This window comes from Streptomyces sp. NPDC098101 (assembly GCF_044760185.1).
Classification (GTDB): domain Bacteria; phylum Actinomycetota; class Actinomycetes; order Streptomycetales; family Streptomycetaceae; genus Streptomyces.
This window is the reverse complement of record NZ_JBIWAS010000003.1, coordinates 1,142,152-1,165,801: the sequence shown is the minus strand read 5'-3', so window position 1 is coordinate 1,165,801 and position 23,650 is coordinate 1,142,152. Positions and strand designations below refer to the sequence as shown.

The following is a 23,650-nucleotide window of genomic DNA, read 5'->3' as shown; positions in this document are numbered from 1 at the left end:
CCGTCCGGCCCCGCGCCCTCGCAGACCCGCGGCCCCGTGGCCCCGTGGCGAAAACCGGATGCGGGCGCCGTACGGCCGCCCCTAGGCTGCGCTCGCCCGGAGGGCGGGGCGCCCCGCACAGGCCGTCGACGACGAGGAGACCCAGGGAACATGACCGGTCAGCTGTTCGCGATCCGCTTCCGCGCGACCCGGCCGACGGAGCTGGCGCGGTTCTGGTCCGGGGTCCTGGGCTGGGACCCGGCCGGGGAGCCGGGCGACGGCGTCGCGCTGCTGCCTCCCGGGGACGCCGGGTTCCGCCTCCGCTTCCTGCCGGGAGCGGAGCCGAAGACCGTGCGGAACCGGGCGCACTTCGACCTGACGAGCGCCTCCCCGGAGGAGCAGCGGCGGACCGTGGCCAGGGCGCTGGAGCTCGGCGGGAGCCACCTCGACGTGGGGCAACTCCCCGAGGAGGGGCACGTGGTGCTCGCCGACCCGGACGGCAACGAGTTCTGCGTCATCGAGGCGGGCAACGCGTTCCTCGCCGACACCGGTGTCATCGGGGCGCTGGCCTGCGACGGCACGCAGGAGGTCGGTTACTTCTGGAGCGGGGCCCTGGGGTGGCCGCTGGTCTGGGACCAGGACGAGGAGACCGCGATCCAGTCGCCGGACGGCGGTACGAAGATCACCTGGGGCGGTCCCCCGGTGGCGCCGCAGACGGGCGAGAACCGGCTGTCCTTCGAGCTGGCGCTGCCCGCCGGGGCCGACGCGGAGGCCGAGGTCGACCGCCTGGTCGCGCTCGGCGCGCGGCACGTCGGCGAGAGCGAGGGCGTCGACGGGCACGTCCTGATGCTCGACCCCGACGGCAACGAGTTCTCCGTACGGAGGCCCGGCTAGCGGGCCCGTGCCCCGCCCGGCCACGACGCGCGGGAGGCCCCGCCGCCACGAGGACGACGGGACCTCCCGGGACTCACTCCTTCGACGCGGCGTCCCCGGCCTCGGGACCGGCCTCGGAACCGGTCTCGGCACCGACCCCGGAAGCGGTCTCGGCATCGGCATCGGCACCGGCGGCAGGACCGGCCGCGGGCTCCGGCGCGGTGATCTCCACCGACTCCCGCGCCCCCGGCACCGTCACGCCCTCCGCGTTCTCCGGGTGGTGGCAGGCCACGCGCTGGCCCGGGCGGAGCTCCAGGAGCGGGGGCTCCTGCGTCCTGCAGACCTCCGTGGCCTTCCAGCAGCGCGTGTGGAAGCGGCAGCCCGGCGGCGGGGCGATCGGCGAGGGGACGTCCCCGTTGAGCAGGATGCGCTCGCTCTTGACGCCCCGGCGGCGCGGGTCCGGGACCGGGACCGCCGACATCAGGGCCCGGGTGTACGGGTGCATCGGGGCCTCGTACAGGGACTTGCGGTCCGCGAGCTCGACGATCTTGCCGAGGTACATCACGGCGATGCGGTCCGAGACGTGCCGGACGACCGAGAGGTCGTGCGCGATGAACACGTACGTGAGGCCCAGCTCGTCCTGGAGGTCGTCCAGGAGGTTGACCACCTGCGCCTGGATGGAGACGTCCAGGGCCGAGACCGGCTCGTCCGCCACGACCAGCTTCGGCTTGAGCGCGAGCGCGCGGGCGATGCCGATGCGCTGGCGCTGGCCGCCGGAGAACTCGTGCGGGTAGCGGTTGTAGTGCTCCGGGTTGAGGCCCACCAGGCCGAGGAGGCGCTGCACCTCCTTCTTCACGCCGCCCTCGGGCTCGACGCCCTGGAGCCGGAAGGGCGCCGAGACGATCGTGCCGACCGTGTGGCGCGGGTTCAGCGACCCGTACGGGTCCTGGAAGATCATCTGGATGTCCCGGCGGAACGGCCGCATCCCGGACACCCCGAGGTGGGAGATGTCCTTGCCCTGGAACTCGACCGTGCCGCCGGTCGGTTCGAGCAGGCGGGTGATGAGCCGGCCCATCGTGGACTTGCCGCAGCCGGACTCGCCGACGATGCCGAGGGTCTCACCGGGGTAGACCTCGAAGTCGAGGCCGTCGACCGCCTTGACCGCGCCGCTCTGGCGCTGCAGCAGGCCCTTCCGGATGGGGAAGTGCTTCTGCAGGCCGGTGACCTTGAGCAGGGGTTCCATGGTCTCGCTCACAGCTTCGGCGCAATCTCTTCGGTCCAGATGCGGGTGCGCTCCTCCTGCGGCATGTGGCAGGCGGAGTAGTGGCGCTCTCCGACGAGCTCCAGCTCGGGCCGCTGGGTGCGCGTGATGCCGCCCTTGGGGACGTCCGCGTACGGGCAGCGCGGGTTGAAGGCGCAGCCGCTCGGGATGTTGATGAGGCTGGGCGGGTTGCCCTTGACCGGGATGAGCCGCTCGGTCTGCTCCCGGTCGATCCGCGGCATCGAGCCGAGCAGGCCCCAGGTGTAGGGGTGCTGCGGCTCGTAGAAGACCTGCTCGGCCGGGCCGCGCTCGACGCAGCGCCCGCCGTACATGACGAGGATGTCGTCGGCCAGCTCCGCGACGACGCCGAGGTCGTGGGTGATGATGACGACCGCCGAGCCGAACTCCTTCTGGAGGTCCCGCATCAGGTCGAGGATCTGCGCCTGCACGGTCACGTCGAGCGCGGTGGTCGGCTCGTCCGCGATGAGCAGCTCGGGGTTGTTGACGAGCGCCATGGCGATCATCGCGCGCTGGCGCATACCGCCGGAGAACTCGTGCGGGTAGTTGTCGAACCGCTTGGCGGGCTCGGGGATGCCGACCCGGTCCAGGAGTTCGGTCGCCCGCTTGCGCGCCGTCTTCTTGTCGACGTCGTGGTGGACGCGGTACGCCTCCACGATCTGGGCGCCCACCGTGTAGTACGGGTGCATCGCGGACAGCGGGTCCTGGAAGATCATGGCCATCTCGCGGCCGCGCATCCGGCGGACCTCGTCCGGGTCGGCCGAGAGCAGCTCGCGCCCGTTCAGCCAGATCTCGCCGGAGATGCGGGCCTTCTGCCGGCCGTACTGGCCGACCGTGTGCAGGCCCATGATGCCGAGCGAGGTCACCGACTTGCCGGAGCCGGACTCGCCGACGATGCCGAGGGTCTTGCCCTTCTCCAGCTGGAAGGAGAGGCCGTCGACCGACTTGACCAGACCGTCGTCGGTCGGGAAGTGGATCTTCAGGTCGCGTACGTCGAGGAAGGCGCCGGAGGGGGCGGAACCGCCGGGGGCGGCGGCCTCTTCCACCGCCGCTCCGGTCTTCGACAGCTGGTCCGTCATGCGAGCCTCACTCGGGGGTCGATCACCGCGTACAGAAGGTCCACCACGAGGTTGGCGATGACCACGGAGGCGGCCGTGATGAGGGTGACCGCGAGGATCACCGGCAGGTCGCGGTCGCCGACCGCCTTGAAGGCGGCGTTTCCGAGCCCCGACAGGTTGAACGCGGTCTCGGTCAGGACCGCACCGCCGACGAGGGCGCCGAGGTCCATGCCGAAGATGGTCAGGATGGGGGTCATGGTGGAGCGCATCGCGTGCTTGCCGAGCACGACCGGCTCCGGCAGGCCCTTGGCGCGGGCGGTGCGGATGTAGTCCTCGCCCAGGACCTCCAGCATGGTGGCGCGGGTGAGGCGCGCGTACATCGCCGCGTAGAGGAAGGCGAGGGTGACCCAGGGCAGGAGGAGGCCCGCGAACCACGCGCCCGGGGACTCGGAGATCGGGACGTATTTGGCGTCCAGCCAGCCGAGCTGGGTGCGGAAGAGGAACATCGCCAGCATGGCGGTGAAGTAGATGGGGAGCGAGACACCGGCGAGCGCGGTGACCATCGCGATGCGGTCGACCGCGGTGCCGCGCTTCAGCGCGGAGACGACGCCGGCGGTGACACCCATGAGCAGCCAGAGCACGGCCGCGCCGATGACCATGGAGAGGGTGACCGGGATCCGGTCGACCAGCATGGTCCAGACGTCCTGCTCGGTCTTGAAGGAGTAGCCGAAGCACGGGGCCGCGCAGTGGATGCTGTCGCCGCCGCCCGTGTAGTCCCGGCCGACGAAGATGCCGGAGACGAAGTGCCAGAACTGCACCAGGATCGGCTCGTCCAGGCCCAGCTTCTGCCGGATGCCCTCGATGGAGGCCGGGTCCGCCTGCTTGCCGACGAACATCGCGGCAGGATCGCTGCCGGTCAGCTTGGGAATGAGGAAGAAGATGCTGAGCGTCACGAGCGTGACGACGAGCAGCATCACGACGACCGCGAAGAGTCGCCGGACTATGTATGCAAGCATTCGGTCGGCCGGTCGGCGGCCGGGGGACCCGATCGGGTCCCCCGGCCGCCGCCCTCGGCCATCACCTGCCCTTCGGACCTTGCGGCGGGTGGTGCGCCGGTGGAGCGGGTCGGATTACTTGACGACGCCGAGCGACGCGTAGTCGTAGCGGCCGTTGTAGGCGTCCGCCGTGTAGACGTTGGTCAGCCGGGAGCTGCGCCAGATGATGTTCTTCTCGTGGGTGAAGGGCAGGTAGACCGCCGCCTCGGAGACCTTCGTGTTGATCTGCTTGTAGAGCTCGCCGGCCTTGACCGGGTCGGTCTCCTTCAGCGCCTGGTCGAACAGGCCGTTGACGGCCTTGTCGTTCAGCTCGGAGAAGTTGTTGTTGCCGCTCTGGAGGATGAAGCGGCCGTCGACCAGCGGCTGGAGGAAGCCCTGGCCCGACGGGAAGTCGGCGCCCCAGCCCATGATGATGATGCCGTAGCCCTTCTCCTTGACCACCTTCGGCGAACCGATGATGCCCGAGGTCTGGGCGCCGTCGAACTGGTCGATCTGGGCCTCGATGCCGACGGCCTTCAGCGACTGCTGGAGGGACTCGGCGGTGGCGATCTCGATCGGCTTGTTGTTGCGGACCGCGATGGTCGTCTTGAAGCCGTTCGGCTTGCCGCACTTCGCGAGGGCCTCCTTGGCCTTCGCGACGTCCGCCTTGCCCGCGAGCTTGCCGTACGGGTCGGCCTTCGGGTCGGCGCCCTTGATCGCCGGCGGCAGCATGTTGGAGGCGATGTCGCCACCGGCCTGCGGGCCGCCGCGGGCGGTCTGCAGGGACTTGGAGTCGGCCGCGTAGATGATCGCCTTGCGGCACTCGACGTTGTCGATGACCGTCTGCGGGAAGACCGCGTAGCGGATGAAGCCCGTCTGCGGGTTGTCGATGTTGCCCTTGTGCTGCTGGAGCACCTTCTGGCGGGCGGCGGCGCCGACGCCGGTCGCGTTGATGTCGAGGTCGTACTCGCCCTCGATCAGACGGTTGTCCATGTCGTCGGCGTTCGTGGTGAACGTGACGCTGATCTTGTCCGGCAGCGCCTTGCGGATCGTGTCCGTCTTGGCGTCCCACTTGTCGTTGCGGACGAGCTTGATCGACTTGTTGGGGGTGTAGGACTCCCACTTGTACGGACCGGAGGAGAAGGGCTTCAGGCCGTACTTGGACTTGGTGTCCTTGTCCTGGCGGACCGGGGAGGCCGCGGGCATCGCCAGCATCTGCAGGAAGTCGCCGTTGGCGACCGGCAGCTTGAAGACGATGGTCTTGTCGTCCGGGGTCTCGATGGCCTTCAGGCCGAGCTTGTCCGGGGTGGTGTCCTTGTACGGGCCCTTGTACTCGCCCTTGGGGTCGAGGACCTGCTGGAGGTAGATCGGGCCGCCGGAGATGACGTCCTGCGCCCAGATGCGCTCGATGCCGTACTTGATGTCCTTGGAGGTGATCGGCTTGCCGTCCTCCCAGGTGATCCCGTCCTTCAGGGTGAAGGTGTAGGTCAGGCCGTCGGCCGAGACCTTGCCGGTGTCGGTGGCGAGGTCGGAGACCAGCTCGGTGGAGGCGGCGCCGGGCTCGGCCTTGAAGGTGACCAGCTGGCGGGTGTAGTAGCGGGCGAAGTCCCACACGAAGCCGTAGTAGCCGCGCTGCGGGTCCCACGAGTCGGCCTCCTGCGAGCCGATGAACTTCAGCTCGCCGCCCTTCTTGTCGGAGGCGTTGAGGACCTTGTTGACGCCGCCGTTGAAGGCGAGGCCGTCCTTGCCCTTGTCACCGCTGCCGTTGCCGCCGTTGCCGCCGCCGCAGGCGGTGGTGACGACCATCGTGGCCGCTGCGAGCAGCGCGCCCGCGGCGATTCTGCGCTTCTGAGAGCTCATCAGGGTCATGGGTCTCGCAACCTCCGGGATAGTGGCGGCCGTTACGGCGGTCCGCCGAGGGGGATGTGCCTCCTGTCGACAGCGGCAGGGGCTGGTCATGCGGGTCGTCGGCGAACGGTCAGCGGGAGCCCTTCGGGTCGAGCGCGTCGCGCACGCCGTCGCCGAAGAGGTTGAACGCCAGAACGGTGATGAAGATCGCGAGGCCGGGGATCACCATGAACAGGGGGTCCGACTCGTAGGTGTTGACGGCCTTGGACAGCATCTGTCCCCAGGAGGCGGTGGGAGGCTTCACGCCCGCGCCGAGGAAGCTGAGTGCCGCTTCGGTGAGGATGTTGGTCGGGATCATGAGGGTCGCGTAGACCGTGATCGGGGCGACCAGGTTGGGCAGCAGCTCCTTGCGGAGGATGTAGAGGCGGCCGGCGCCCAGACTGCGGGCGGCCTCCACGTACTCGCGCTCGCGCAGCGAGAGGGTCTGGCCGCGGACGATGCGGCCGACGTACGGCCAGCCGAAGAAGCCGATCACCACGACGAGGGCGCCGATGCGCACGCCCGAGCCCTCGATGCCGAAGAGCTCGTTGGGCAGCACCGAGACCAGCGCGATGGTGAAGAGCAGCTGCGGGAAGGCGAGCATGACGTCCATGACCCGGCTGAGGGCCGCGTCGATCCAGCCGCCGAAGTAGCCCGCGACGATGCCGAGGACGGTGCCGAGGAGGACCGCGAAGACCGCCGCGAGGAAGGCGACGAGCAGGGAGATCCGGGCGCCGTAGACGATGCGGCTGAAGACGTCGCGGCCGTTGACCGGCTCGACCCCGAGGAGGAAGTCGGAGCTGATGCCACCCCAGGAGCCGATCGGGGTGCCGAAGAGCGGGTCGATCTGGTCCTCGTGGAACTCGTCCGGCGGGTGGCCGAGGAGACCGACGATCAGCGGCGCGAAGACCGCGACCAGGATGAGGAAGACGACGACGCAGGCGCCGGCGAGGGCGAGCTTGTCGCGCTTGAGGCGGGTCCAGGCGATCTTCCAGGGCGAACGGCCCTGGATTCCCTTGTCGGAGGGGCCGGGGGTGCCGGGATCGGCGGGCACGCCGTCGACGGTGGCGGTCGACGCGCCCGCACTGGTCTCGTGCAGTGGTGCCGTCATCGTGGTGAGGACCCCTCTCGGCCGCCGGTAGCCGGCCCTTGCCCGCCGCGGGTAGCGGCTCGGTGGAACAACCTGCCGGGTACCTGCGCGAAAAGGAGCGGAACACCCGGTGTTCCGGGGAGTCTTCAATGCGCTCGTGATCACCCGCCAGCCCTGACGGGGAATGTTTGCTCAAACGTGATGCGGTGCTGCGACTTCCGTTATCCGGACGCCGCACGGGTGTGAGCGGACCATCTCGGCCCCTCTTCCCCTCAATCGGACATGTCACCCAACTGGGCGTTTGAGCTCTTCAATTGGGGCGAACGATGGCCTCCGGCGAGGCCGGTGGGGGCCCTGGGGAAGAAGGGGCCGTCTCAGTATCCGGACGGAGCCGCCGGCGGGTACCCGTACCCCGGGGCGGGGGCGGAGCCGCGTCCCGCGTGCGCCTCGCGGTCGTAGAAGGGCCGCGCGTTCGCCAGCAGCCAGAGCGCCACCGGGTCGTACGCGTCGGAGAGGGCGACCGTCGAGACGGGCAGCCCGTCGGGGACGGAGCCGATGGACTGGCGCATCATCGACCGGACCGTGTCGACGGCCGCCGGGGAGGTGTCGTACAGGTCGAGCCCGATGACGAGGTACGGGGAGCCGAGCGCGGGCTGCACCCAGCCGCGGCGCAGCGCCCGGACGGCCGGGGTGCGGTGCGCGTTCTGCGTGATCAGGGCGTAGAACTGCGGGATCTCCAGGGCGGGCTCGGTGACGCGCAGCGGACCGGCGGGCATCCGGTCGAGGCCGGTGGCGATCCGGCGCAGGTCGGCCCAGGGAATGCCGACGCCGCCGCCGGGGGCGTGCGGATTCAGCCAGACGCCCCAGCGGTCGGGGTAGAGGGCACGGGCGATCTCGCGGCCGGTGACGCGCTCGTGGGCGCGGTTCCAGCCGGAGGCGGCGAGCTCCTGGTCGGAGGTGACGCAGGGCGCGTAGCCGAAGCCGTCGACCTCCATGTTCCCGTACTGGGCGTCGGGCGAGCCGGGCGAGCCCTGCCAGAGCAGCATCCGGAGCTCGCCGTCGGCGAGGGCGTGCAGCAGCCGCTCGTACGCGTCGTAGCGTCCGGGTGCCACCTGGCGCAGCATGTGCTCGACCTGACCGGTCGCAGCGGTGCCTGACGCGCTCACCCTGGGTCCCGCCCCTCTTCCGTCCACCACGTCTGTACGGCCACCGGGTCAGGTGCGGCCGTCGAACCGTTCCGTCGAACCGGTCCCGTCGAATCAGTTCAGCTTAAACACGGTGCCGCTCACACGGCGGCGCGCTGGTAGAAGGGGCGGACCCGCTCCACCATCCAGTCGCCCACCGGGTCCTGCGCCATGTCGAGCAGGATGAGGTTGACCGGCCAGGCGACCTCGACGCGGCCGAGGGCCCGGCCGAGGGCGTCCAGGGGGGCGGTGCGGTCGGCGCCCTCCCAGTGGGAGAGCTGGACGCCGATGAAGAGGGCCGGTTCGGTGCCCTCGACGCTGGCGAGGGCGCGGCGGGCGCTGGCGACGACGCCGGTGGCCTCGAACTCGGCGGAGGCGGCGGCGAGGAAGTCGACGGGGTCGTCCTGCCAGTCGGGCTCGAAGAGCCGGACGCGGCCGCCGGACGCGGGCCCGTCGAGCGGGGTCCGGCCGGCCCGGCAGAGCTCGGCGACGGCGGGCGGGGGCAGCGGGACGCCGACGGTGCCGCCGGGGTTCACGGCGATGCCGAGCTGCGGGGGCAGGCCGCGGGCGAAGTCGCGGGCGGGGGCGACGGCGAAGGACATGTGGTCGCCGGCGCAGGCGCGGAGCTGCTGCTCGGAGCTGAAGACGGGGACGTAGGCCGCGCCGTCGATCTCCAGGGTGGCGAGGTCCAGGTCGGCGCTGTCGGGGCCGCCGCCGTTGGGCAGGGGGACCCAGACGGGGCTGCGGCCCAGCACCTCCAGGAGGCGGGCTCCCGCCCCGGGGTCGCCGAGCGAGGCGGCGAGCACCTCTTCGAGCTCGTTGCCCGGCCACGTCACGTCCACGGTCCCGTTCCCCTTCTCCGCACGGCCTGCCGTACCCGGCCGCCCGGCAGCACCCTAACGCCGCCCCGGCACCGCCGTGGCCAGAAGAGAAGGGTACGAGCGCCCCGGAGGGGCCGTACCGGAGGCCCGTCGGTCAGGCGGCCTCCCCGAAGGAGATCGTCCGGAGGGCGTCGGCTGCGCCCCGGTCGAGCAGGGTCGCCGAGGCGCAGCCGGGCGGGAGCCGGCCGGCCTCGACGGCCCGCAGCAGCCGGCCGACGGCGCGCCGGTGGCGGGCGAAGGCGTACGCGGAGACGCCCCGGCCCCGGGCGTCCTGCCCGGCCCTGGCGGTGTCCGGGGTGACGTCGAGGAGGACCAGGTGCAGGTCGCTCCCCCGGCGGCGGGCCTCGCGGGCGAGCCAGCCGCGCACCCAGGACTGGGTGCCGCAGTCGTGCACGATCACGCTCGCGCCGGAGCGCAGGGCGCGGCGCAGCCCGGCGTAGTGCGCGATCCGGACCAGGGGGCGGTAGACCGCGTACGGCAGGAGGCCGGGCATCCGGGCCTCCCAGCGCTCCCGGGCGTCCTGGGAGTCGACGCCCCGGCCCCCGGCGGTCCGTCGCATGAGGGTGGACTTGCCGCTGCCGGGCAGCCCGGAGACGACCACGAGGTCTCCGGCCGCGAAGACGAGGGCGCGGGGGCCCCGGTCCCCGCGCTCGCGCAGGTCCCGCAGGAGCCGGCCCCGTCCCCGGGTCCGGGCGCGGGCCCGTGGGGACGGTATGCCGGTACTCGTCGCATACGCGCCGGTGTGCTGGAACGTCATCGCTTCTCCCCCTGCCGGGCCTCAGGAGACCCTTCCCAAGAAGTGTAAAGAAACGGTAATGGGGCACAAGCGATTTGCCGCGCCGACACCGCGTGCAATGATGTGCCCGCCAGGCGCGCACAGTCGCCTGTACAACCGCATACCGGCCGTTCGAATCCGCGCGGGAGAGTTCCGGAGCACTGTGGGTCGTCCACAGAGTGCGTCCGGGCGCCGAAGGAGCAAGACCCTCCCTTGAATCTCTCAGGCCCCGTACCGCGTGGATGAGGCAGATCTGAAAAGCGGGACACCGTGGTGTCCCCACCCAAGGTGCAAGCCGGGATCTCGGTGACGAGATGCCCCCGGTGAACCTCTCAGGTTCCATGACAGATGGGGAGGACGTCCTCGCCCGTCATGTCTTCGTCACCGAACGCCCTTGGGACCCGGGAGCCACCCCATGACCTCTGCCCCCCGCCTGACCGCCCTCGACGCGCTGCATCGTTCCCTGGGCGCGACCATGACCGACTTCGCGGGCTGGGACATGCCGCTGCGGTACGGCAGCGAGCGCGACGAGCACAACGCCGTCCGCACCCGGGCCGGCCTCTTCGACCTCTCCCACATGGGCGAGATCACCGTCACCGGCCCGCAGGCCGTCGACCTCCTCGACTTCGCCCTGGTCGGCAACATCTCCACGGTGGGCACCGGCCGCGCCCGGTACACGATGATCTGTCGCGAGGACGGCGGCATCCTGGACGACCTGATCGTCTACCGCCTGGGCGAGACCGAGTACATGGTCGTCGCCAACGCCTCCAACGCCCAGACCGTCCTGGACGCCCTCACCGAGCGCGCGGCCGGCTTCGACGCCGAGGTCCGCGACGACCGCGACGCGTACGCCCTGATCGCGATCCAGGGCCCGGAGTCCCCCGGCATCCTGAAGTCGGTCACCGACGCCGACCTGGACGGCCTGAAGTACTACGCCGGTCTGCCGGGCACGGTCGCGGGCGTGCCCGCGCTGATCGCCCGCACCGGCTACACCGGCGAGGACGGCTTCGAGCTCTTCCTGAAGCCGGAGCACGCCGAGGGCGTGTGGCAGGCGCTGACCGCGGCCGGCGAGGGCGTCGGCCTGATCCCCTGCGGCCTGTCCTGCCGCGACACGCTCCGCCTGGAGGCGGGGATGCCGCTGTACGGCCACGAGCTGACCACCTCCCTCACCCCCTTCGACGCCGGTCTCGGCCGGGTCGTGAAGTTCGAGAAGACGACCAACGAGGGCCGTTTCGTCGGCCGCGAGGCCCTGGAGAAGGCCGCCGAGCGCGCCGAGACCGCCCCGCCGCGCAAGCTGGTCGGCCTGATCGCCGAGGGCCGCCGGGTCCCGCGCGCCGGCTTCTCCGTCGTCAAGGACGGCGCGGTGATCGGCGAGGTCACCTCCGGGGCCCCGTCCCCGACCCTCGGAAAGCCGATCGCGATGGCGTACGTGGACGCGGCGCACGCGGAGCCCGGCACCCAGGGTGTAGGTGTGGACGTCCGGGGCACCCACGAGCCGTACGAGGTCGTGGCGCTGCCGTTCTACAAGCGCCAGAAGTGACGAAGTCGTCCTCCTCCGCGTCTCACCCCGCAAGACCCACGTTCATCAGCACTCCCCCGATCCAGGAGAATCAGGTCATGAGCAACCCCCAGCAGCTGCGGTACACCAAGGAGCACGAGTGGCTGTCGGACGCCGAGGACGGCGTCGCGACCGTCGGCATCACGGAGTTCGCGGCCAACGCGCTCGGTGACGTCGTCTACGCCCAGCTCCCCGAGGTCGGCGACACCGTCACCGCGGGCGAGACCTGCGGCGAGCTGGAGTCGACGAAGTCCGTGAGCGACCTGTACTCCCCCGTCTCGGGTGAGGTCGTCGCCGCCAACCAGGACGTGGTGGACGACCCGTCCCTGGTGAACACGGCTCCGTTCGAGGGTGGCTGGCTGTTCAAGGTGCGCGTCGCGGGTGAGCCGGACGACCTGCTCACCGCCGACGAGTACGCCGCGTTCTCCGCCGGGAACTGAGACCGGGCCCGAGACCCCTTAGGGATCGATTCATGTCGCTTCTGAACACTCCCCTCCACGAGCTGGACCCCGACGTCGCCGCCGCCGTCGACGCCGAGCTCCGCCGTCAGCAGTCCACCCTCGAGATGATCGCCTCGGAGAACTTCGCTCCGGTCGCGGTCATGGAGGCGCAGGGCTCCGTCCTCACCAACAAGTACGCCGAGGGCTACCCGGGCCGCCGCTACTACGGCGGCTGCGAGCACGTCGACGTGGCCGAGCAGATCGCCATCGACCGGATCAAGGACCTGTTCGGCGCCGAGTACGCCAACGTCCAGCCGCACTCCGGCGCCTCCGCGAACCAGGCCGCCCTCTTCGCGATCGCCCAGCCGGGCGACACGATCCTGGGCCTGGACCTGGCGCACGGCGGCCACCTCACCCACGGGATGCGCCTGAACTTCTCCGGCAAGCAGTTCAACGTGGTCGCGTACCACGTGGACGGGGCCGGTCTGGTCGACATGGCCGAGGTCGAGAGCCTCGCCAAGGAGCACCGCCCGAAGGTGATCATCGCGGGCTGGTCGGCGTACCCGCGCCGGCTGGACTTCGCGGAGTTCCGCCGGATCGCGGACGAGGTCGGCGCCTACCTGTGGGTCGACATGGCCCACTTCGCGGGCCTGGTCGCCGCCGGTCTGCACCCGAACCCGGTCGAGTACGCGGACGTGGTGACCTCCACCACGCACAAGACGCTCGGCGGCCCGCGCGGCGGCGTCATCCTGGCGAAGAAGGAGTTCGCGAAGAAGCTGAACTCCTCCGTCTTCCCGGGCTTCCAGGGCGGCCCCCTGGAGCACGTGATCGCGGCCAAGGCCGTCTCCTTCAAGGTCGCGGCCTCGGAGGAGTTCAAGGAGCGCCAGCAGCGCACCCTGGACGGCGCCCGCATCATCGCCGAGCGCCTGGTCCAGGACGACGTGACCGCCCACGGCGTCTCGGTCCTGTCCGGCGGCACGGACGTGCACCTGCTCCTGGTCGACCTGCGCGACTCGGAGCTGGACGGCCAGCAGGCCGAGGACCGGCTGCACGAGGTCGGCATCACGGTCAACCGGAACGCGGTCCCGAACGACCCGCGTCCCCCGATGGTCACCTCGGGCCTGCGCATCGGCACGCCGGCGCTCGCGACCCGCGGTTTCGGGGCCGAGGACTTCCGCGAGGTCGCAGACGTCATCGCCGAGACCCTGAAGCCGGGCTTCGACGCGGAGAAGGCCGAGGCCCTCAAGGCCCGGGTGACCGCCCTCGCGGACAAGCACCCGCTGTACCCCGGCCTGAAGTGATCTCGTAGTAATTTCGTACGCTTTTGTTCGTACGGACATCCGGGGCACCGCGCACACTGGAACGACGGGCGCGGTGCCCCGACCCATGTCCCCCCGCCCCACGCGCTCTCTGCACCACCCCGGCAGACAACGACGTCCAGCCCCCACAAGGAGTCCTCCCGTGGCCATCTCGGTCTTCGACCTGTTCTCGATCGGCATCGGCCCGTCGAGCTCCCACACGGTGGGCCCGATGCGCGCGGCCCGGATGTTCGCCCGCCGGCTGAAGAACGAGGGCCTGCTGGCCCACACGGCGAAGGTGCGGGCGGAGCTGTACGGCTCGCTGGGCGCGACCGGCCACGGCCACGGCACCCCCAAGGCGGTGCTGCTCGGCCTGGAGGGGAACTCCCCGCGCACGGTCGACGTCGAGCACGCGGACGAGGAGTTCGAGCGGATCAAGGCGAGCGGCCGGATCAACCTGCTCGGCGCCCACGAGATCCCCTTCGACTTCGACGCCGACCTGATCCTGCACCGGCGCAAGGCGCTCCCGTACCACGCCAACGGCATGACGGTCTTCGCGTACGACGCGGAGGGCGGGCTCGTCCTGGAGAAGACGTACTACTCGGTGGGCGGCGGCTTCGTCGTCGACGAGGACGCGGTCGCGGGCGAGAACCCGATCGTGCCGGACGACACGGTCCTGAAGTACCCCTTCCGCACCGGCGACGAGCTGCTCCGCCTCGCGAAGGAGACCGGTCTGTCGATCTCCGCGATGATGCTGGAGAACGAGAAGGCCTGGCGCACCGAGGACGAGATCCGCGCGGGCCTCCTGGAGATCTGGCGGGTCATGCAGTCCTGCGTCTCGCGCGGCATGTCCCGCGAGGGCATCCTGCCCGGCGGCCTGAAGGTGCGCCGCCGCGCGGCGAACTCGGCCCGCAAGCTGCGCTCCGAGGGGAACCCGGCGGCCCACTCGATGGAGTGGATCACCCTGTACGCGATGGCGGTGAACGAGGAGAACGCGGCGGGCGGCCGGGTGGTCACCGCCCCGACGAACGGCGCGGCCGGCATCATCCCCGCCGTCCTGCACTACTACATGAACTTCGTGCCCGGCGCGGACGAGGACGGCGTGGTCCGCTTCCTCCTCGCGGCCGGCGCGGTCGGGATGCTCTTCAAGGAGAACGCCTCGATCTCCGGCGCCGAGGTCGGCTGCCAGGGCGAGGTCGGCTCCGCCTGCTCGATGGCGGCCGGCGCCCTGGCCGAGGTCCTGGGCGGCTCCCCCGAGCAGGTGGAGAACGCCGCCGAGATCGGCATGGAGCACAACCTGGGCCTGACCTGCGACCCCGTCGGCGGCCTGGTCCAGATCCCCTGCATCGAACGCAACGGCATGGCCGCGGTCAAGGCCGTCACGGCCGCGAAGATGTCGATGCGCGGCGACGGCAGCCACCTGGTCTCCCTCGACAAGGTCATCAAGACCATGAAGGAGACGGGCGCGGACATGAGCGTCAAGTACAAGGAGACGGCCCGGGGCGGGCTCGCGGTGAACATCATCGAGTGCTGAGGCGGCGGGCCGTCACCGGCCCGTCCGGAGCGGCGCCCACAGATCGAGGCTCCACACGTCGCCGTGGCCGACGCGGTCACCGCGCTCCTCGTCCCCGTCGTCCACGACGAGGACGGAGACGTGCGAGGACGCGGCCCGGTACTGGAGGAACCCGCCCTGGTCGGTGACCTTCAGCTCCGGGACGCCGTGCGTACGGGAGAGCGCGTCGCGCAGTTCCTCCCAGGAGGTGTACCGGGGAAACCCGACGCCGGTACTCCGGGCCCAGGACCGGGCCGGGCCGTCGTCCGGCGCGAGGCGGTGCAGCTGGATCGTCGCGGTGGCCACGACCCACTCCGGCCCCGGCCCCGGCCCCGGATCTGGTTTCGGGTTGAAGGCGAACTCGACGAGCCCGTAGTCCCGCCGCAGCCATGCCCCCTCCTCGCCGACGACGTCGACGAAGGGGTGGCGGAGCGCCCGGTCCACCTCGGCGAGCGTCGAGCCGACGCGGAGGCCGTGCAGCTCTCCGGTGGCGAGGAAAGAGGCGAGGAATTCCACGCCGGTCACGGCCGGTGTCCTCCCGGGCGTCGGTCGGGGTCCGGCCCGGACGGGTGGCGGCCGCTGGGGCGCGCGGCCCGTCCGGGTGGGTGGGTCAGGCCTTGCTGAGGTGCGACCAGAACTCGTCCCACGACAGCCGGCCGTCGCCGTTGTCGTCGCGCTGCTTGATGATCGCCTCGGCGACCGTCTCGGTGACGTTGAAGTCGCCCAGCTGCGCCATCACGCTCTTGTACTCAGCGGCGGTGATGAAGCCGTCCCCGTCCACGTCGTACCGGTTGAATGCCGTGCGTGCCGACTCGATGTCCGCCACTGTTTCCGCCCCTTCATGGTGCTTGTCTGACGGGGGCCAGATTAGCCGCCCCGGCTCCGGCGGCCGCGCCCGCCCGGCTGCCCACGGGGCGGTGCTTCCCGTTGGTGGCCATTGGTCCGATTCGGGGCGTTCGGCGGCACATGCCGGGTGTCCATCATGCGGACGACCCCGGGAAACACACAACGAACCGCATAGTCATTCACTGTTTACAAGGCAGGTGCCACATGTCACCAACGATTCACAGTTAAAGTGTCAGCGTTTGACCGTTTTTGCCCCACTAGGGACTTTTGGCGATGGCGCACTTGTCTGCCATAGTCGATGACACGACCTCCGTTGACCCGGGCCAGGTCGACACAGCGGCCGTGGATACACCCCCCCGTCCACGGCGCATCACACGGAAGCCCCCCGCACGCCCCCACCACGGCGCACGGGGGCTTCCGTGCGTTCAGGGGCGGTCCGCGACCCGCATCTCGAACCAGGTCGTCTTGCCGCGCGGCGCCAGGTCCACGCCCCAGCGGTCCGCCAGCTTGTCGACCAGGAAGAGCCCCCGGCCGCTCGTGTCCAGCTCGTGCACCGGCATCAGACAGGGCAGCCCGCGCGAGGGGTCCCGCACCTCGACCCGGATCGAGCCCCGGCGCCGCTGCAACCGCAGCGCGAAGGACCGGGCGCCGGTGTGCCGGACCGCGTTCCCCACCAGCTCCGAGACCAGGAGCACCGCGTGCTCGGCGATCTGCGGCCCCAGCGCCCACTGGCGCATCACGACGTGCTGCGTGAGCCTGCGGGCCACCCACGCGGACTCGGGCCGGGACGGCAGCCGGACATCGCCCTCGGCCGGATTCCCGTACAACTCGACTGCTTCGGCGGCCTGTTCGTCATCCGCGGCCAATGGCCACCGCCCCGCGGCGGCGCTCGCGCGCTGCCGTGGTTGTTCCCTACCCTCCAGGCCCGCCATGCCCCCCATCATGGCCGCACGGAACCGCCCGCGGGGGCCGTTCCACCGGAATCGGCCCCCCACGGACCCCCGACGGGCCCCCGGAGAGGTGCCTTACGGACACCTGGCCGACGCCCGACGGCTCCCTTTCGGTCAGCTCAGCCGAATTTCGCCTTCCCGGGGCCCTCCTCGACGAAGCTGCGCATCCCGCGCTCGCGGTCCTCGGTGGCGAACAGACCGGCGAACCAGGTGCGCTCGATGGCCAGACCGGTGTCGATGTCGGTCTCCAGGCCCTGGTCGATCGCCTCCTTCGCGGCCCGCAGGGCGACGGCCGGCCCCTGCGCCAGCTTCGCGGCCCACGCGTGCGCCTGCTCGTACACCTCGGCGGCCGGGACGACCCGGTCGACCAGGCCGAGCGAGAGGGCCTCGTCCGCCTTCACCATCCGGCCGGTGAAGATGAGGTCCTTCGCCCTGGAGGGGCCGACGAGGCGGGAGAGGCGCTGGGTGCCGCCCGCGCCCGGGATCAGGCCGAGCAGGATCTCGGGCTGGCCGAGCTTGGCGTTGTCGGCGGCGATCCGGTAGTCGGCGCAGAGCGCCAGCTCGCAGCCGCCGCCGAGCGCGTAGCCGGTGATCGCGGCGACGACCGGCTTGGGAACGCGGGCGACGGCGGTGAAGGCGTCCTGGAGGGCGCGCGAGCGCTTGACCATGGCCACGTGGTCCATGACCTGCATCTCCTTGATGTCCGCGCCGGCCGCGAACACCTTCTCGCCGCCGTACAGGACCACGGCCCGCACGTCGTCGCGGTCGGTCGCCTCCTGGGCGAGCTCGCGCAGCCGGTCCTGGGTGGCGACGTCCAGGGCGTTCATCGGGGGGCGGTCGAGGCGGATCGTTCCGACGCCGTCGGCGACTTCGAGGTTCACAGTCATGGGAGAAGGTTAGAGGTCGTTAACGCGAGGGGGCCCGGTGCTGTTGCTCACAGCACCGGGCCCCGCCGAAAATCCGGGAGCGCCTAGGCGGTCCACTCCGACCACGGCATGTTCCAGCCGTTGAGGCCGTTCTCCGGCTTGATCTGCTTGTCCTTGGAGTTCTTCACGACGACCACGTCACCGATGATCGAGCTGTCGTAGAACCAGGCGGCCGGGGTCGAGCTGTCCCCCGCGCCCCGGGTGTCCGAGAGGCCGACGCAGCCGTGGCTGACGTTCTGCGAGCCGAAGGTGCTCTTCGGGGCCCAGTAGTTGCCGTGCACGAAGGTGCCCGACTGGGACAGGCGCATCGCGTGCGGCACGTCCTTGATGTCGTACTCGCCGCCGAAGCCGACCGTGGCGCCGTTCATCCGGGTCACCTTGTACTTCTCGCTGATGACCATCTGACCGTTGTACGTGGTCGTGGACGGCGCGCCCGCGGTGATCGGCAGCGTCTTGACGATCTTCCCGTCGCGCTCGACCTTCATCGTCTTGGCACTGGCGTCGACGGTGGAGACCTGGCGGCGGCCGATGGTGAAGGTGACCGTCTTCTTCTGCTTGCCGTAGACGCCGGGGCGGCCCTCGACGCCGTCCAGGTTGAGGTGGACCGTCACCTTGGTGCCGGCGGCCCAGTACTGCTCGGGGCGGAAGTCCAGGCGGTCGTTGCCGAACCAGTGGCCCTCGATCGGGACGGACGGCACGGCCGTCACCTTGATGGCCTTCTCGACGGCCTCGGGGTCGGTGATGCCCCGGGTGAAGTTGATGGAGACCGGCATCCCGACGCCGACGGTCGAGCCGTCCTCCGGCGTGTAGTGGCCGATGAAGGTGTTCTTCGGGACCAGGGTGGTGAAGGTGGTGTCCTTCGCCGACTCGCGGCCCTCGGCGTCCTTCGCGACGGCGTGGACCTTGTACTGGGTGCCCCCGGACAGGTGGGCGGTCGGCTGCCAGCTGGCGCCGTCCGCCGCGATCTCGCCCTCGACCTCGGTGCCCTTGGAGTCGGCGACCGTGACCGTGGTGAGCTTGCCCTGCTGGGCGGTCACCTTGAGGGCGCCGCTGGTGGCGACCGAGTCGGCGCCGTCCTTCGGAAGGATCGTCACGACGGCCCGGGAGGCCGCGTTCTCCTGCTTGCCGGCGCCCTGGCCCTCCGGGCCCTTCGCGCCTTCGGTGGCGTCCCCGCCGCCGCAGGCGGTGAGCACCAGGAGCAGTGCCCCCGCGGCCAGGGCCTGGAGCCGGACGCCCCCGCGTCGCCGCCCCCGCCCGGTGGTCCGTACCGATGCCCCCGATATCGGCTGCCCGTTCACTGTGGTCGTCTCCCCTCGCACGGCCCGGCGCTGCCGCGGCCCCACCCCCGTGCGCATTCACTCGCGCACACGGCGCTAGATAATCACACCGCAGGACACGAAAGATCCTCGCGCATGTCACCGTTCCGTCCCGATTGACGTGCGAGGACGACGGAAGCGGCGGGGGTGGCGGGGGACGACGGGAGCGACGGGGGTCAGCGGAGCGCGGAGCCCGCCTTCCAGCTCTTCCAGTCGGTGTTCCAGCCGCCGAGCCCGTTGTCGGGAGCGACCTTCCGGTCCCGGGAGTTGACCACCTCGACCACGTCGCCGACGAGGGTCCGGTCGAAGAACCAGCCCGCGGGCGAGCGCTCGCTGCCGCCCTTCTCGTCCCGGAGCCCGACGCAGCCGTGGCTGACGTTGGCGGTGCCGAAGGTCTCGGGCGGCGCCCAGTAGTTGCCGTGCAGGAAGGTCCCGGAGTCGGTCAGCCGCATCGCGTGCGGCACGTCCTCGATGTCGTACTCGCCCCCGAAGCCGACCGTGGCGCCGTTCATCCGGGTCACGTCGTACAGCTCGGTGACGACCATCTTCCCGTTGTACGTGGTGGTCTTCGGCGCCCCGGCGGTGATCGGCAGGGTGGCCAGGACCCCGCCGTCCCTGCGGACCTCCATGGTGTGCGCGGCGGCGTCCACGACGGAGACCTGGGAGCGGCCGACGGTGAAGCCGACCTTCCTGCGCTGGATGCCGTACACGCCGGGCGCCCCCTCGACGTCCCGCAGGCCGATGTCGACGGTGACCTTCGTGCCGGCGGCCCAGTACCGCTCCGGGCGGAAGTCGAGCCGCTCCTTGCCGAACCAGTGGCCGGCGACCTCGACCGGCGGGTCCGAGGTGATCCGGACGGCGCGCTCGACCGCGGCCCGGTTCTCGACGGGCCGGCTGAAGGAGAAGGAGACGATCATGCCGGTGCCGACCGTGGAGCGGTTCTCCGGCTTGAAGTAGCCGATGAAGCGGGACTCGGGTACCACGGTGGTGAAGGTGGTGTGGCGGGCCGAGCGGCGCCCGTGCGCGTCGAGGGCGACGGCGTCCACGCTGTACTTGGCGGCGAGCGCGAGCCGGCTGCCGGCCGGCGGCCGCCAGCGCAGCCCGTCGGCGGACAGCTCCCCGGCGACCTCGGTCCGCCGGCCGTCCTCGACCCGGGCGACGGTCACCCGTTCGAGCCGTCCGGCGTCCACCCGCACCTCGACCGGTCCCCCGGCCGGGACCGCGCGGCTGCCGTCCTCCGGGGTGACCCGGATGACGTCGCCGGGGGCCCGCCCCTTGCCCGGCAGGGAGAGGCCGAGGCCCCCGCCGCCGTCCGTCCCGGTACAGCCCGCGAGGCCCGCCAACAGTCCCGCCACCGCGAGGGCGCGCCCCGCCCGCTTCCATACAGATCTCACGCCCGGCCCAACGACGGCCACCCTCCAGGGGAAACGTGCGTACGGGTCATGTTGGGAGCACGGCCGTGCGGGCAGAACAGGGGGAGAACCTCGCGCGGGGAGCGGTGGCCGGGACGCCACCGCTCCCCGCGCGCGGACCCGACGGAGCCGCGGGAGGCCGGACGGTGGCGAGCGCAGCCGAGCAGGAGGCGGTACAGCAGCGTGCCCTGGAGCGGGCGGGGCCGCCCGTGTGGCCGGGGGCGCCGACGCCCCTCGGCGCCCGCTGCCGGGTCGGGCCCGGCGGGGTCGCGGGCACCAACTTCGCGCTGTGGGCGGGCGGGGCGGAGGCCGTCGAGCTGTGCCTGTTCGACGGGGACGGGACGGAGACGCGGCTGGCGCTGACCGAGCTGACCCACGAGATCTGGCACGGCTTCGTGCCCGGGATCGGCCCGGGGCAGCGGTACGGCTACCGGGTGCACGGCCGCTGGGACCCGTGGACGGGCGCCCGGTGGAACCCGGCGAAGCTGCTCCTCGACCCGTACGCGCGGGCCGTCGACGGCGAGTTCGCGCTGCCCCCCGAGGTGTACGGGCACGTCCGGGACTGGCCGCAGCAGCACGTGGCCGACACCGTCCGCGACGAGCGGGACTCCGCCCCGCACGTCCCGAAGGGGGTCGTCGTCCACGACGACGACGACTGGTCCGACGACCGCAGGCCCAAGACGCCCTGGCAGGACTCGGTCATCTACGAGGTCCACGTCAAGGGCTTCACGAAGCTGCACCCGGGCATCCCCGAGCACCTGCGCGGCACGTACGCGGGCCTCGCGCACCCGGCCGCGATCGACCACCTCGTACGGCTCGGGGTGACGGCGGTGGAGCTGCTGCCGGTGCACCAGTTCGCGCACGAGGACCACCTGCTGCGGCGGGGCCTGCGCAACTACTGGGGGTACAACTCCGTCGGCTACTTCGCGCCGCACGCCGGCTACTCCTCCTCGGGGACGGCCGGGCAGCAGGTCGGCGAGTTCAAGAAGATGGTGCGGGCGCTGCACGCGGCCGGGATCGAGGTCATCCTCGACGTGGTCTACAACCACACGGCGGAGGCGGGCGAGCTGGGCCCGACCCTCTCCCTGAAGGGCATCGACAACCGGGGCTACTACCGGCTCCAGTCCGACGCCCGCCGGTACGCCGACTACACGGGCTGCGGCAACACGCTGCACGTGGTGCAGCCGCAGGTGCTGCGGCTCATCACCGACAGCCTGCGCTACTGGGTGACCGAGATGGGGGTGGACGGCTTCCGCTTCGACCTGGCGGCGGCCCTCGCCCGCTCCTTCCACGACGTCGACATGCTCTCCCCCTTCCTGGCGGTCATCGCCCAGGACCCGGTCCTGCGCCGCGTCAAGCTGATCGCGGAGCCGTGGGACGTGGGCAACGGCGGCTACCAGGTGGGGGCGTTCCCGCCGCTGTGGACCGAGTGGAACGACCGCTACCGGGACGCCGTACGGGACTTCTGGCGGGGGGCGCTGCCCGACGTGCGGGACCTCGGCTACCGGCTCTCCGGCTCCAGCGACCTGTACGCCTGGGGCGGGCGCCGGCCGTACGCCTCCGTCAACTTCGTCACCGCCCACGACGGCTTCACCCTGCGGGACCTCGTCACGTACGAGCGGAAGCACAACGAGGCCAACGGCGAGGGGAACCGGGACGGCACCCACGACAACCGGTCCTGGAACTGCGGCGCGGAGGGCGAGACCGACGACCCGGAGATCGGGGCGCTGCGGCTGCGCCAGCAGCGCAACCTGCTCACCACCCTGCTCCTGTCGACCGGGGTGCCGATGCTGGTCTCCGGCGACGAGATGGGCCGCACCCAGGGCGGCAACAACAACGCGTACTGCCAGGACAACGAGATCGGCTGGCTCGACTGGTCGCTGCCGGAGGACCCGGGCCGGGCCCAGCTCCTCGCCCTGTCCCGGCGGCTGCTCGCCCTGCGGCACCGGCATCCGGTGCTGCGCCGCCGGGCCTTCTTCTCCGGCCGTCCGCAGCGCGCGGACGGGCTGCGGGACCTGGCCTGGTTCACGGCCGAGGGGGCCGAGATGACGGAGGGCGACTGGTACGCGCGGACGGGGACGCTCGGCCTGTACCTGTCGGGCCGGGACATCCCGGGCCGGGACGCGCGGGGCGAGCGGATCACCGACGACAGCTTCCTCGCCGTCCTGCACTCCGGCCACCGCCCCCTGGACTTCCGGCTGCCGGGCCCGCCGTGGGCGGAGACCTACGAGCTGGTCGTGGACACCGCCCGCGACGACCAGTCCGGACCGCCGGGCACGGTCCACCGGGGCGGCGAGGTCCTCCCGGTGGGGGCCCGGTCGGTGGTGCTGCTGCGGGTGTCGAGATGAGGCCGGGGGCGGGAGGTCCGGGCGGCGGGCGCGGGAGGTCCGGGCGGCGGGCGCCGTCCGGTAGGCCCTCCCGCACCGCTCGGACGCGGGCAGGACGCCGGGTTCCGCCGGCCCCGGCCGCTCAGGGGCGGACCGGGGTCTCCCGGTCGTGGCCGGTGGCGAGTTCCGCTTCGAGTCGGGTCACGTACCGGGCCTCGGCCTCCTTGCGCACGGCGGCGAAGCGGCGGTCGACGACGAGGACCGGCAGCAGCCAGAGGTAGCCCCACAGGCTGAAGCTGTCGACGGCCCCCGTCTGCCGGAGCAGCTGGTTGGTGACCAGGGCGAGGCAGCAGGAGAGCGCCCAGACCACCGTGCGGTGGCGTCCGAGGAAGCGCACCGGCGCGTTCCGGGGGCCCGCGAGCGCCTCGACGGTCGCGGCCCGGACGGCCGCCTCGCGGTCGGTGGGGTCGGCGGCGCGGACGGCGTCTGCCCCGGCGGCGAGGTCGGCGTCGAGGGCCCGGGCCTGCTCCTGCGTGTGTCCGGAGGCGATCACGCCCTGGACGGCGGCCGTTCGCAGGTCCTCCCAGTAGCCCCGGCGGGCCCAGCGCTCGGCGGCGGCGAGCCGGTCGGCCTCGGCGGATTCGGGGGCCAGTTCGTTCAGGCGCCGGGAGAGGGCGCCGGCGCGGCCGGCCCGGCCCGGGTGGTCGAACCCGTCGGCGCGCAGGCACAGCTCGGCGTAGCCGGCGAGGAGCCCGAGGTGGTCGGGGTCGAGGGCGAGCCCGGCCCGGAAGGCCTCCTCGGCCAGGTCGTCGTGGTCGTCCTCGTCCTCGGCGGCGTGGCCCAGGGCGAGCCAGCAGTAGAGGTCGGGCTGCGGGCCGAGCGCGTCGAGGCCCTCCTGCGCGGCCCGGCGCACGGCCGCGTTGCCGCCCGCGAGGAAGAGCTGCTCGCAGCGGGTCTCATAGGTGTCGAGCGTGGTCATGCGGTC

General features: G+C 71.7%; 21 protein-coding genes and 1 riboswitch. Of the genes, 6 read left to right on the top strand and 15 right to left on the bottom strand.

Translation table 11 applies throughout. The features are described 5' to 3' along the window. Positions 1 to 150 precede the first annotated feature (150 nt). Positions 151 to 873 (top strand): VOC family protein, encoded by a 723-nt coding sequence (locus tag ACIQVI_RS18340; protein WP_403596662.1) that lies wholly within the window; start codon positions 151 to 153, stop codon positions 871 to 873. 73 nt (positions 874 to 946) lie between these two features. Here the strand turns inward: ACIQVI_RS18340 and ACIQVI_RS18335 are convergent, their stop codons facing one another. The 8 genes from ACIQVI_RS18335 to ACIQVI_RS18300 form a co-directional block, all read right to left on the bottom strand. Continuing rightward, entirely contained in the window at positions 947 to 2,095 is a 1,149-nt protein-coding gene (locus ACIQVI_RS18335; RefSeq protein WP_403596916.1) for an ABC transporter ATP-binding protein, read from the bottom strand. An 8-nt stretch (positions 2,096 to 2,103) separates the two neighbouring features. Continuing rightward, entirely contained in the window at positions 2,104 to 3,210 is a 1,107-nt protein-coding gene (locus ACIQVI_RS18330; protein WP_121828706.1) for an ABC transporter ATP-binding protein, read from the bottom strand. Continuing rightward, positions 3,207 to 4,205, bottom strand: coding sequence for an ABC transporter permease (locus tag ACIQVI_RS18325; RefSeq protein ID WP_121828754.1), 999 nt, complete (start codon positions 4,203 to 4,205; stop codon positions 3,207 to 3,209). Before ACIQVI_RS18325 ends, ACIQVI_RS18330 begins: the two co-directional genes overlap by 4 nt. A 114-nt stretch (positions 4,206 to 4,319) precedes the next feature. Then, positions 4,320 to 6,092 carry an ABC transporter substrate-binding protein gene (locus tag ACIQVI_RS18320; RefSeq protein WP_351971594.1) on the bottom strand — a complete coding sequence of 591 codons (1,773 nt, stop codon included), beginning with the start codon at positions 6,090 to 6,092 and terminating at the stop codon, positions 4,320 to 4,322. Positions 6,093 to 6,201: 109 nt separating this feature from the next. Next, a complete protein-coding gene (locus tag ACIQVI_RS18315) occupies positions 6,202 to 7,221 on the bottom strand; it encodes an ABC transporter permease (protein WP_403596657.1) in 1,020 nt (339 codons plus the stop codon). Positions 7,222 to 7,574: 353 nt separating this feature from the next. Continuing rightward, positions 7,575 to 8,366 (bottom strand): enhanced serine sensitivity protein SseB C-terminal domain-containing protein, encoded by a 792-nt coding sequence (locus ACIQVI_RS18310; RefSeq protein ID WP_351971592.1) that lies wholly within the window; start codon positions 8,364 to 8,366, stop codon positions 7,575 to 7,577. A gap of 119 nt (positions 8,367 to 8,485) precedes the next feature. Beyond that, positions 8,486 to 9,226, bottom strand: a complete 741-nt coding sequence (locus ACIQVI_RS18305; RefSeq protein ID WP_351971591.1) for an enhanced serine sensitivity protein SseB — start codon at positions 9,224 to 9,226, stop codon at positions 8,486 to 8,488. Between the two features lie 133 nt (positions 9,227 to 9,359). Continuing rightward, complete coding sequence (locus ACIQVI_RS18300; protein ID WP_403596653.1) at positions 9,360 to 10,022, bottom strand: AAA family ATPase; 663 nt, start codon at positions 10,020 to 10,022, stop codon at positions 9,360 to 9,362. Positions 10,023 to 10,173: 151 nt separating this feature from the next. Further along, a riboswitch (glycine riboswitch) is annotated at positions 10,174 to 10,287 on the top strand. A 168-nt stretch (positions 10,288 to 10,455) separates the two neighbouring features. Between ACIQVI_RS18300 and gcvT the strand changes: the two genes are divergently transcribed. The 4 genes from gcvT (at position 10,456) to ACIQVI_RS18280 (ending at position 14,870) form a co-directional block, all read left to right on the top strand. Continuing rightward, positions 10,456 to 11,580 (top strand): glycine cleavage system aminomethyltransferase GcvT, encoded by a 1,125-nt coding sequence (gcvT, locus tag ACIQVI_RS18295; protein ID WP_351973249.1) that lies wholly within the window; start codon positions 10,456 to 10,458, stop codon positions 11,578 to 11,580. Between the two features lie 77 nt (positions 11,581 to 11,657). Further along, positions 11,658 to 12,038, top strand: a complete 381-nt coding sequence (gene gcvH, locus ACIQVI_RS18290) for a glycine cleavage system protein GcvH (RefSeq protein ID WP_030218599.1) — start codon at positions 11,658 to 11,660, stop codon at positions 12,036 to 12,038. A 32-nt stretch (positions 12,039 to 12,070) separates the two neighbouring features. Then, positions 12,071 to 13,339 carry a serine hydroxymethyltransferase gene (gene glyA / locus ACIQVI_RS18285; RefSeq protein WP_403596648.1) on the top strand — a complete coding sequence of 423 codons (1,269 nt, stop codon included), beginning with the start codon at positions 12,071 to 12,073 and terminating at the stop codon, positions 13,337 to 13,339. 160 nt (positions 13,340 to 13,499) lie between these two features. Next, complete coding sequence (locus ACIQVI_RS18280) at positions 13,500 to 14,870, top strand: L-serine ammonia-lyase (protein ID WP_351973247.1); 1,371 nt, start codon at positions 13,500 to 13,502, stop codon at positions 14,868 to 14,870. A 12-nt stretch (positions 14,871 to 14,882) separates the two neighbouring features. Here the strand turns inward: ACIQVI_RS18280 and ACIQVI_RS18275 are convergent, their stop codons facing one another. The 6 genes from ACIQVI_RS18275 to ACIQVI_RS18250 all read right to left on the bottom strand — a co-directional run bounded on the left by ACIQVI_RS18275 (position 14,883) and on the right by ACIQVI_RS18250 (position 20,320). Then, the gene (locus ACIQVI_RS18275) at positions 14,883 to 15,413 is read right to left on the bottom strand and encodes a hypothetical protein (protein ID WP_403596643.1); all 531 of its coding nucleotides are present in this window, start codon (positions 15,411 to 15,413) and stop codon (positions 14,883 to 14,885) included. Between the two features lie 85 nt (positions 15,414 to 15,498). Beyond that, entirely contained in the window at positions 15,499 to 15,714 is a 216-nt protein-coding gene (locus ACIQVI_RS18270) for an EF-hand domain-containing protein (protein ID WP_121828714.1), read from the bottom strand. 445 nt (positions 15,715 to 16,159) lie between these two features. Next, the gene (locus tag ACIQVI_RS18265) at positions 16,160 to 16,678 is read right to left on the bottom strand and encodes an ATP-binding protein (protein ID WP_351973246.1); all 519 of its coding nucleotides are present in this window, start codon (positions 16,676 to 16,678) and stop codon (positions 16,160 to 16,162) included. Positions 16,679 to 16,803: 125 nt separating this feature from the next. Next, a complete protein-coding gene (locus ACIQVI_RS18260; protein WP_351973245.1) occupies positions 16,804 to 17,571 on the bottom strand; it encodes an enoyl-CoA hydratase-related protein in 768 nt (255 codons plus the stop codon). An 83-nt stretch (positions 17,572 to 17,654) separates the two neighbouring features. Beyond that, positions 17,655 to 18,908 carry an Ig-like domain-containing protein gene (locus tag ACIQVI_RS18255; RefSeq protein ID WP_403596637.1) on the bottom strand — a complete coding sequence of 418 codons (1,254 nt, stop codon included), beginning with the start codon at positions 18,906 to 18,908 and terminating at the stop codon, positions 17,655 to 17,657. Between the two features lie 194 nt (positions 18,909 to 19,102). Next, positions 19,103 to 20,320, bottom strand: a complete 1,218-nt coding sequence (locus ACIQVI_RS18250; RefSeq protein WP_351973243.1) for an Ig-like domain-containing protein — start codon at positions 20,318 to 20,320, stop codon at positions 19,103 to 19,105. 164 nt (positions 20,321 to 20,484) lie between these two features. On the opposite strand from ACIQVI_RS18250, the gene glgX reads away from it, so the two are divergent. After that, positions 20,485 to 22,686 carry a glycogen debranching protein GlgX gene (gene glgX / locus ACIQVI_RS18245; protein ID WP_351971526.1) on the top strand — a complete coding sequence of 734 codons (2,202 nt, stop codon included), beginning with the start codon at positions 20,485 to 20,487 and terminating at the stop codon, positions 22,684 to 22,686. Positions 22,687 to 22,807: 121 nt separating this feature from the next. Here glgX and ACIQVI_RS18240 read toward each other — a convergent pair whose 3' ends face one another. After that, positions 22,808 to 23,644, bottom strand: a complete 837-nt coding sequence (locus ACIQVI_RS18240; RefSeq protein ID WP_403596633.1) for a hypothetical protein — start codon at positions 23,642 to 23,644, stop codon at positions 22,808 to 22,810. Positions 23,645 to 23,650: the final 6 nt, after the last annotated feature.

Excerpts from the sequence above, each read along its gene's own strand:
- ACIQVI_RS18265 (WP_351973246.1), bottom strand. The coding sequence starts at position 16,678 with ATGATGGGGGGCATGGCGGGCCTGGAGGGTAGGGAACAACCACGGCAG.
- gcvT (WP_351973249.1), top strand. The coding sequence starts at position 10,456 with ATGACCTCTGCCCCCCGCCTGACCGCCCTCGACGCGCTGCATCGTTCC.
- ACIQVI_RS18300 (WP_403596653.1), bottom strand. The coding sequence starts at position 10,022 with ATGACGTTCCAGCACACCGGCGCGTATGCGACGAGTACCGGCATACCG.
- ACIQVI_RS18335 (WP_403596916.1), bottom strand. The coding sequence starts at position 2,095 with ATGGAACCCCTGCTCAAGGTCACCGGCCTGCAGAAGCACTTCCCCATC.
- gcvH (WP_030218599.1), top strand. The coding sequence starts at position 11,658 with ATGAGCAACCCCCAGCAGCTGCGGTACACCAAGGAGCACGAGTGGCTG.
- ACIQVI_RS18340 (WP_403596662.1), top strand. The coding sequence starts at position 151 with ATGACCGGTCAGCTGTTCGCGATCCGCTTCCGCGCGACCCGGCCGACG.
- ACIQVI_RS18315 (WP_403596657.1), bottom strand. The coding sequence starts at position 7,221 with ATGACGGCACCACTGCACGAGACCAGTGCGGGCGCGTCGACCGCCACC.
- ACIQVI_RS18260 (WP_351973245.1), bottom strand. The coding sequence starts at position 17,571 with ATGACTGTGAACCTCGAAGTCGCCGACGGCGTCGGAACGATCCGCCTC.
- ACIQVI_RS18325 (WP_121828754.1), bottom strand. The coding sequence starts at position 4,205 with ATGCTTGCATACATAGTCCGGCGACTCTTCGCGGTCGTCGTGATGCTG.
- ACIQVI_RS18330 (WP_121828706.1), bottom strand. The coding sequence starts at position 3,210 with ATGACGGACCAGCTGTCGAAGACCGGAGCGGCGGTGGAAGAGGCCGCC.
- ACIQVI_RS18240 (WP_403596633.1), bottom strand. The coding sequence starts at position 23,644 with ATGACCACGCTCGACACCTATGAGACCCGCTGCGAGCAGCTCTTCCTC.
- glyA (WP_403596648.1), top strand. The coding sequence starts at position 12,071 with ATGTCGCTTCTGAACACTCCCCTCCACGAGCTGGACCCCGACGTCGCC.
- ACIQVI_RS18320 (WP_351971594.1), bottom strand. The coding sequence starts at position 6,092 with ATGACCCTGATGAGCTCTCAGAAGCGCAGAATCGCCGCGGGCGCGCTG.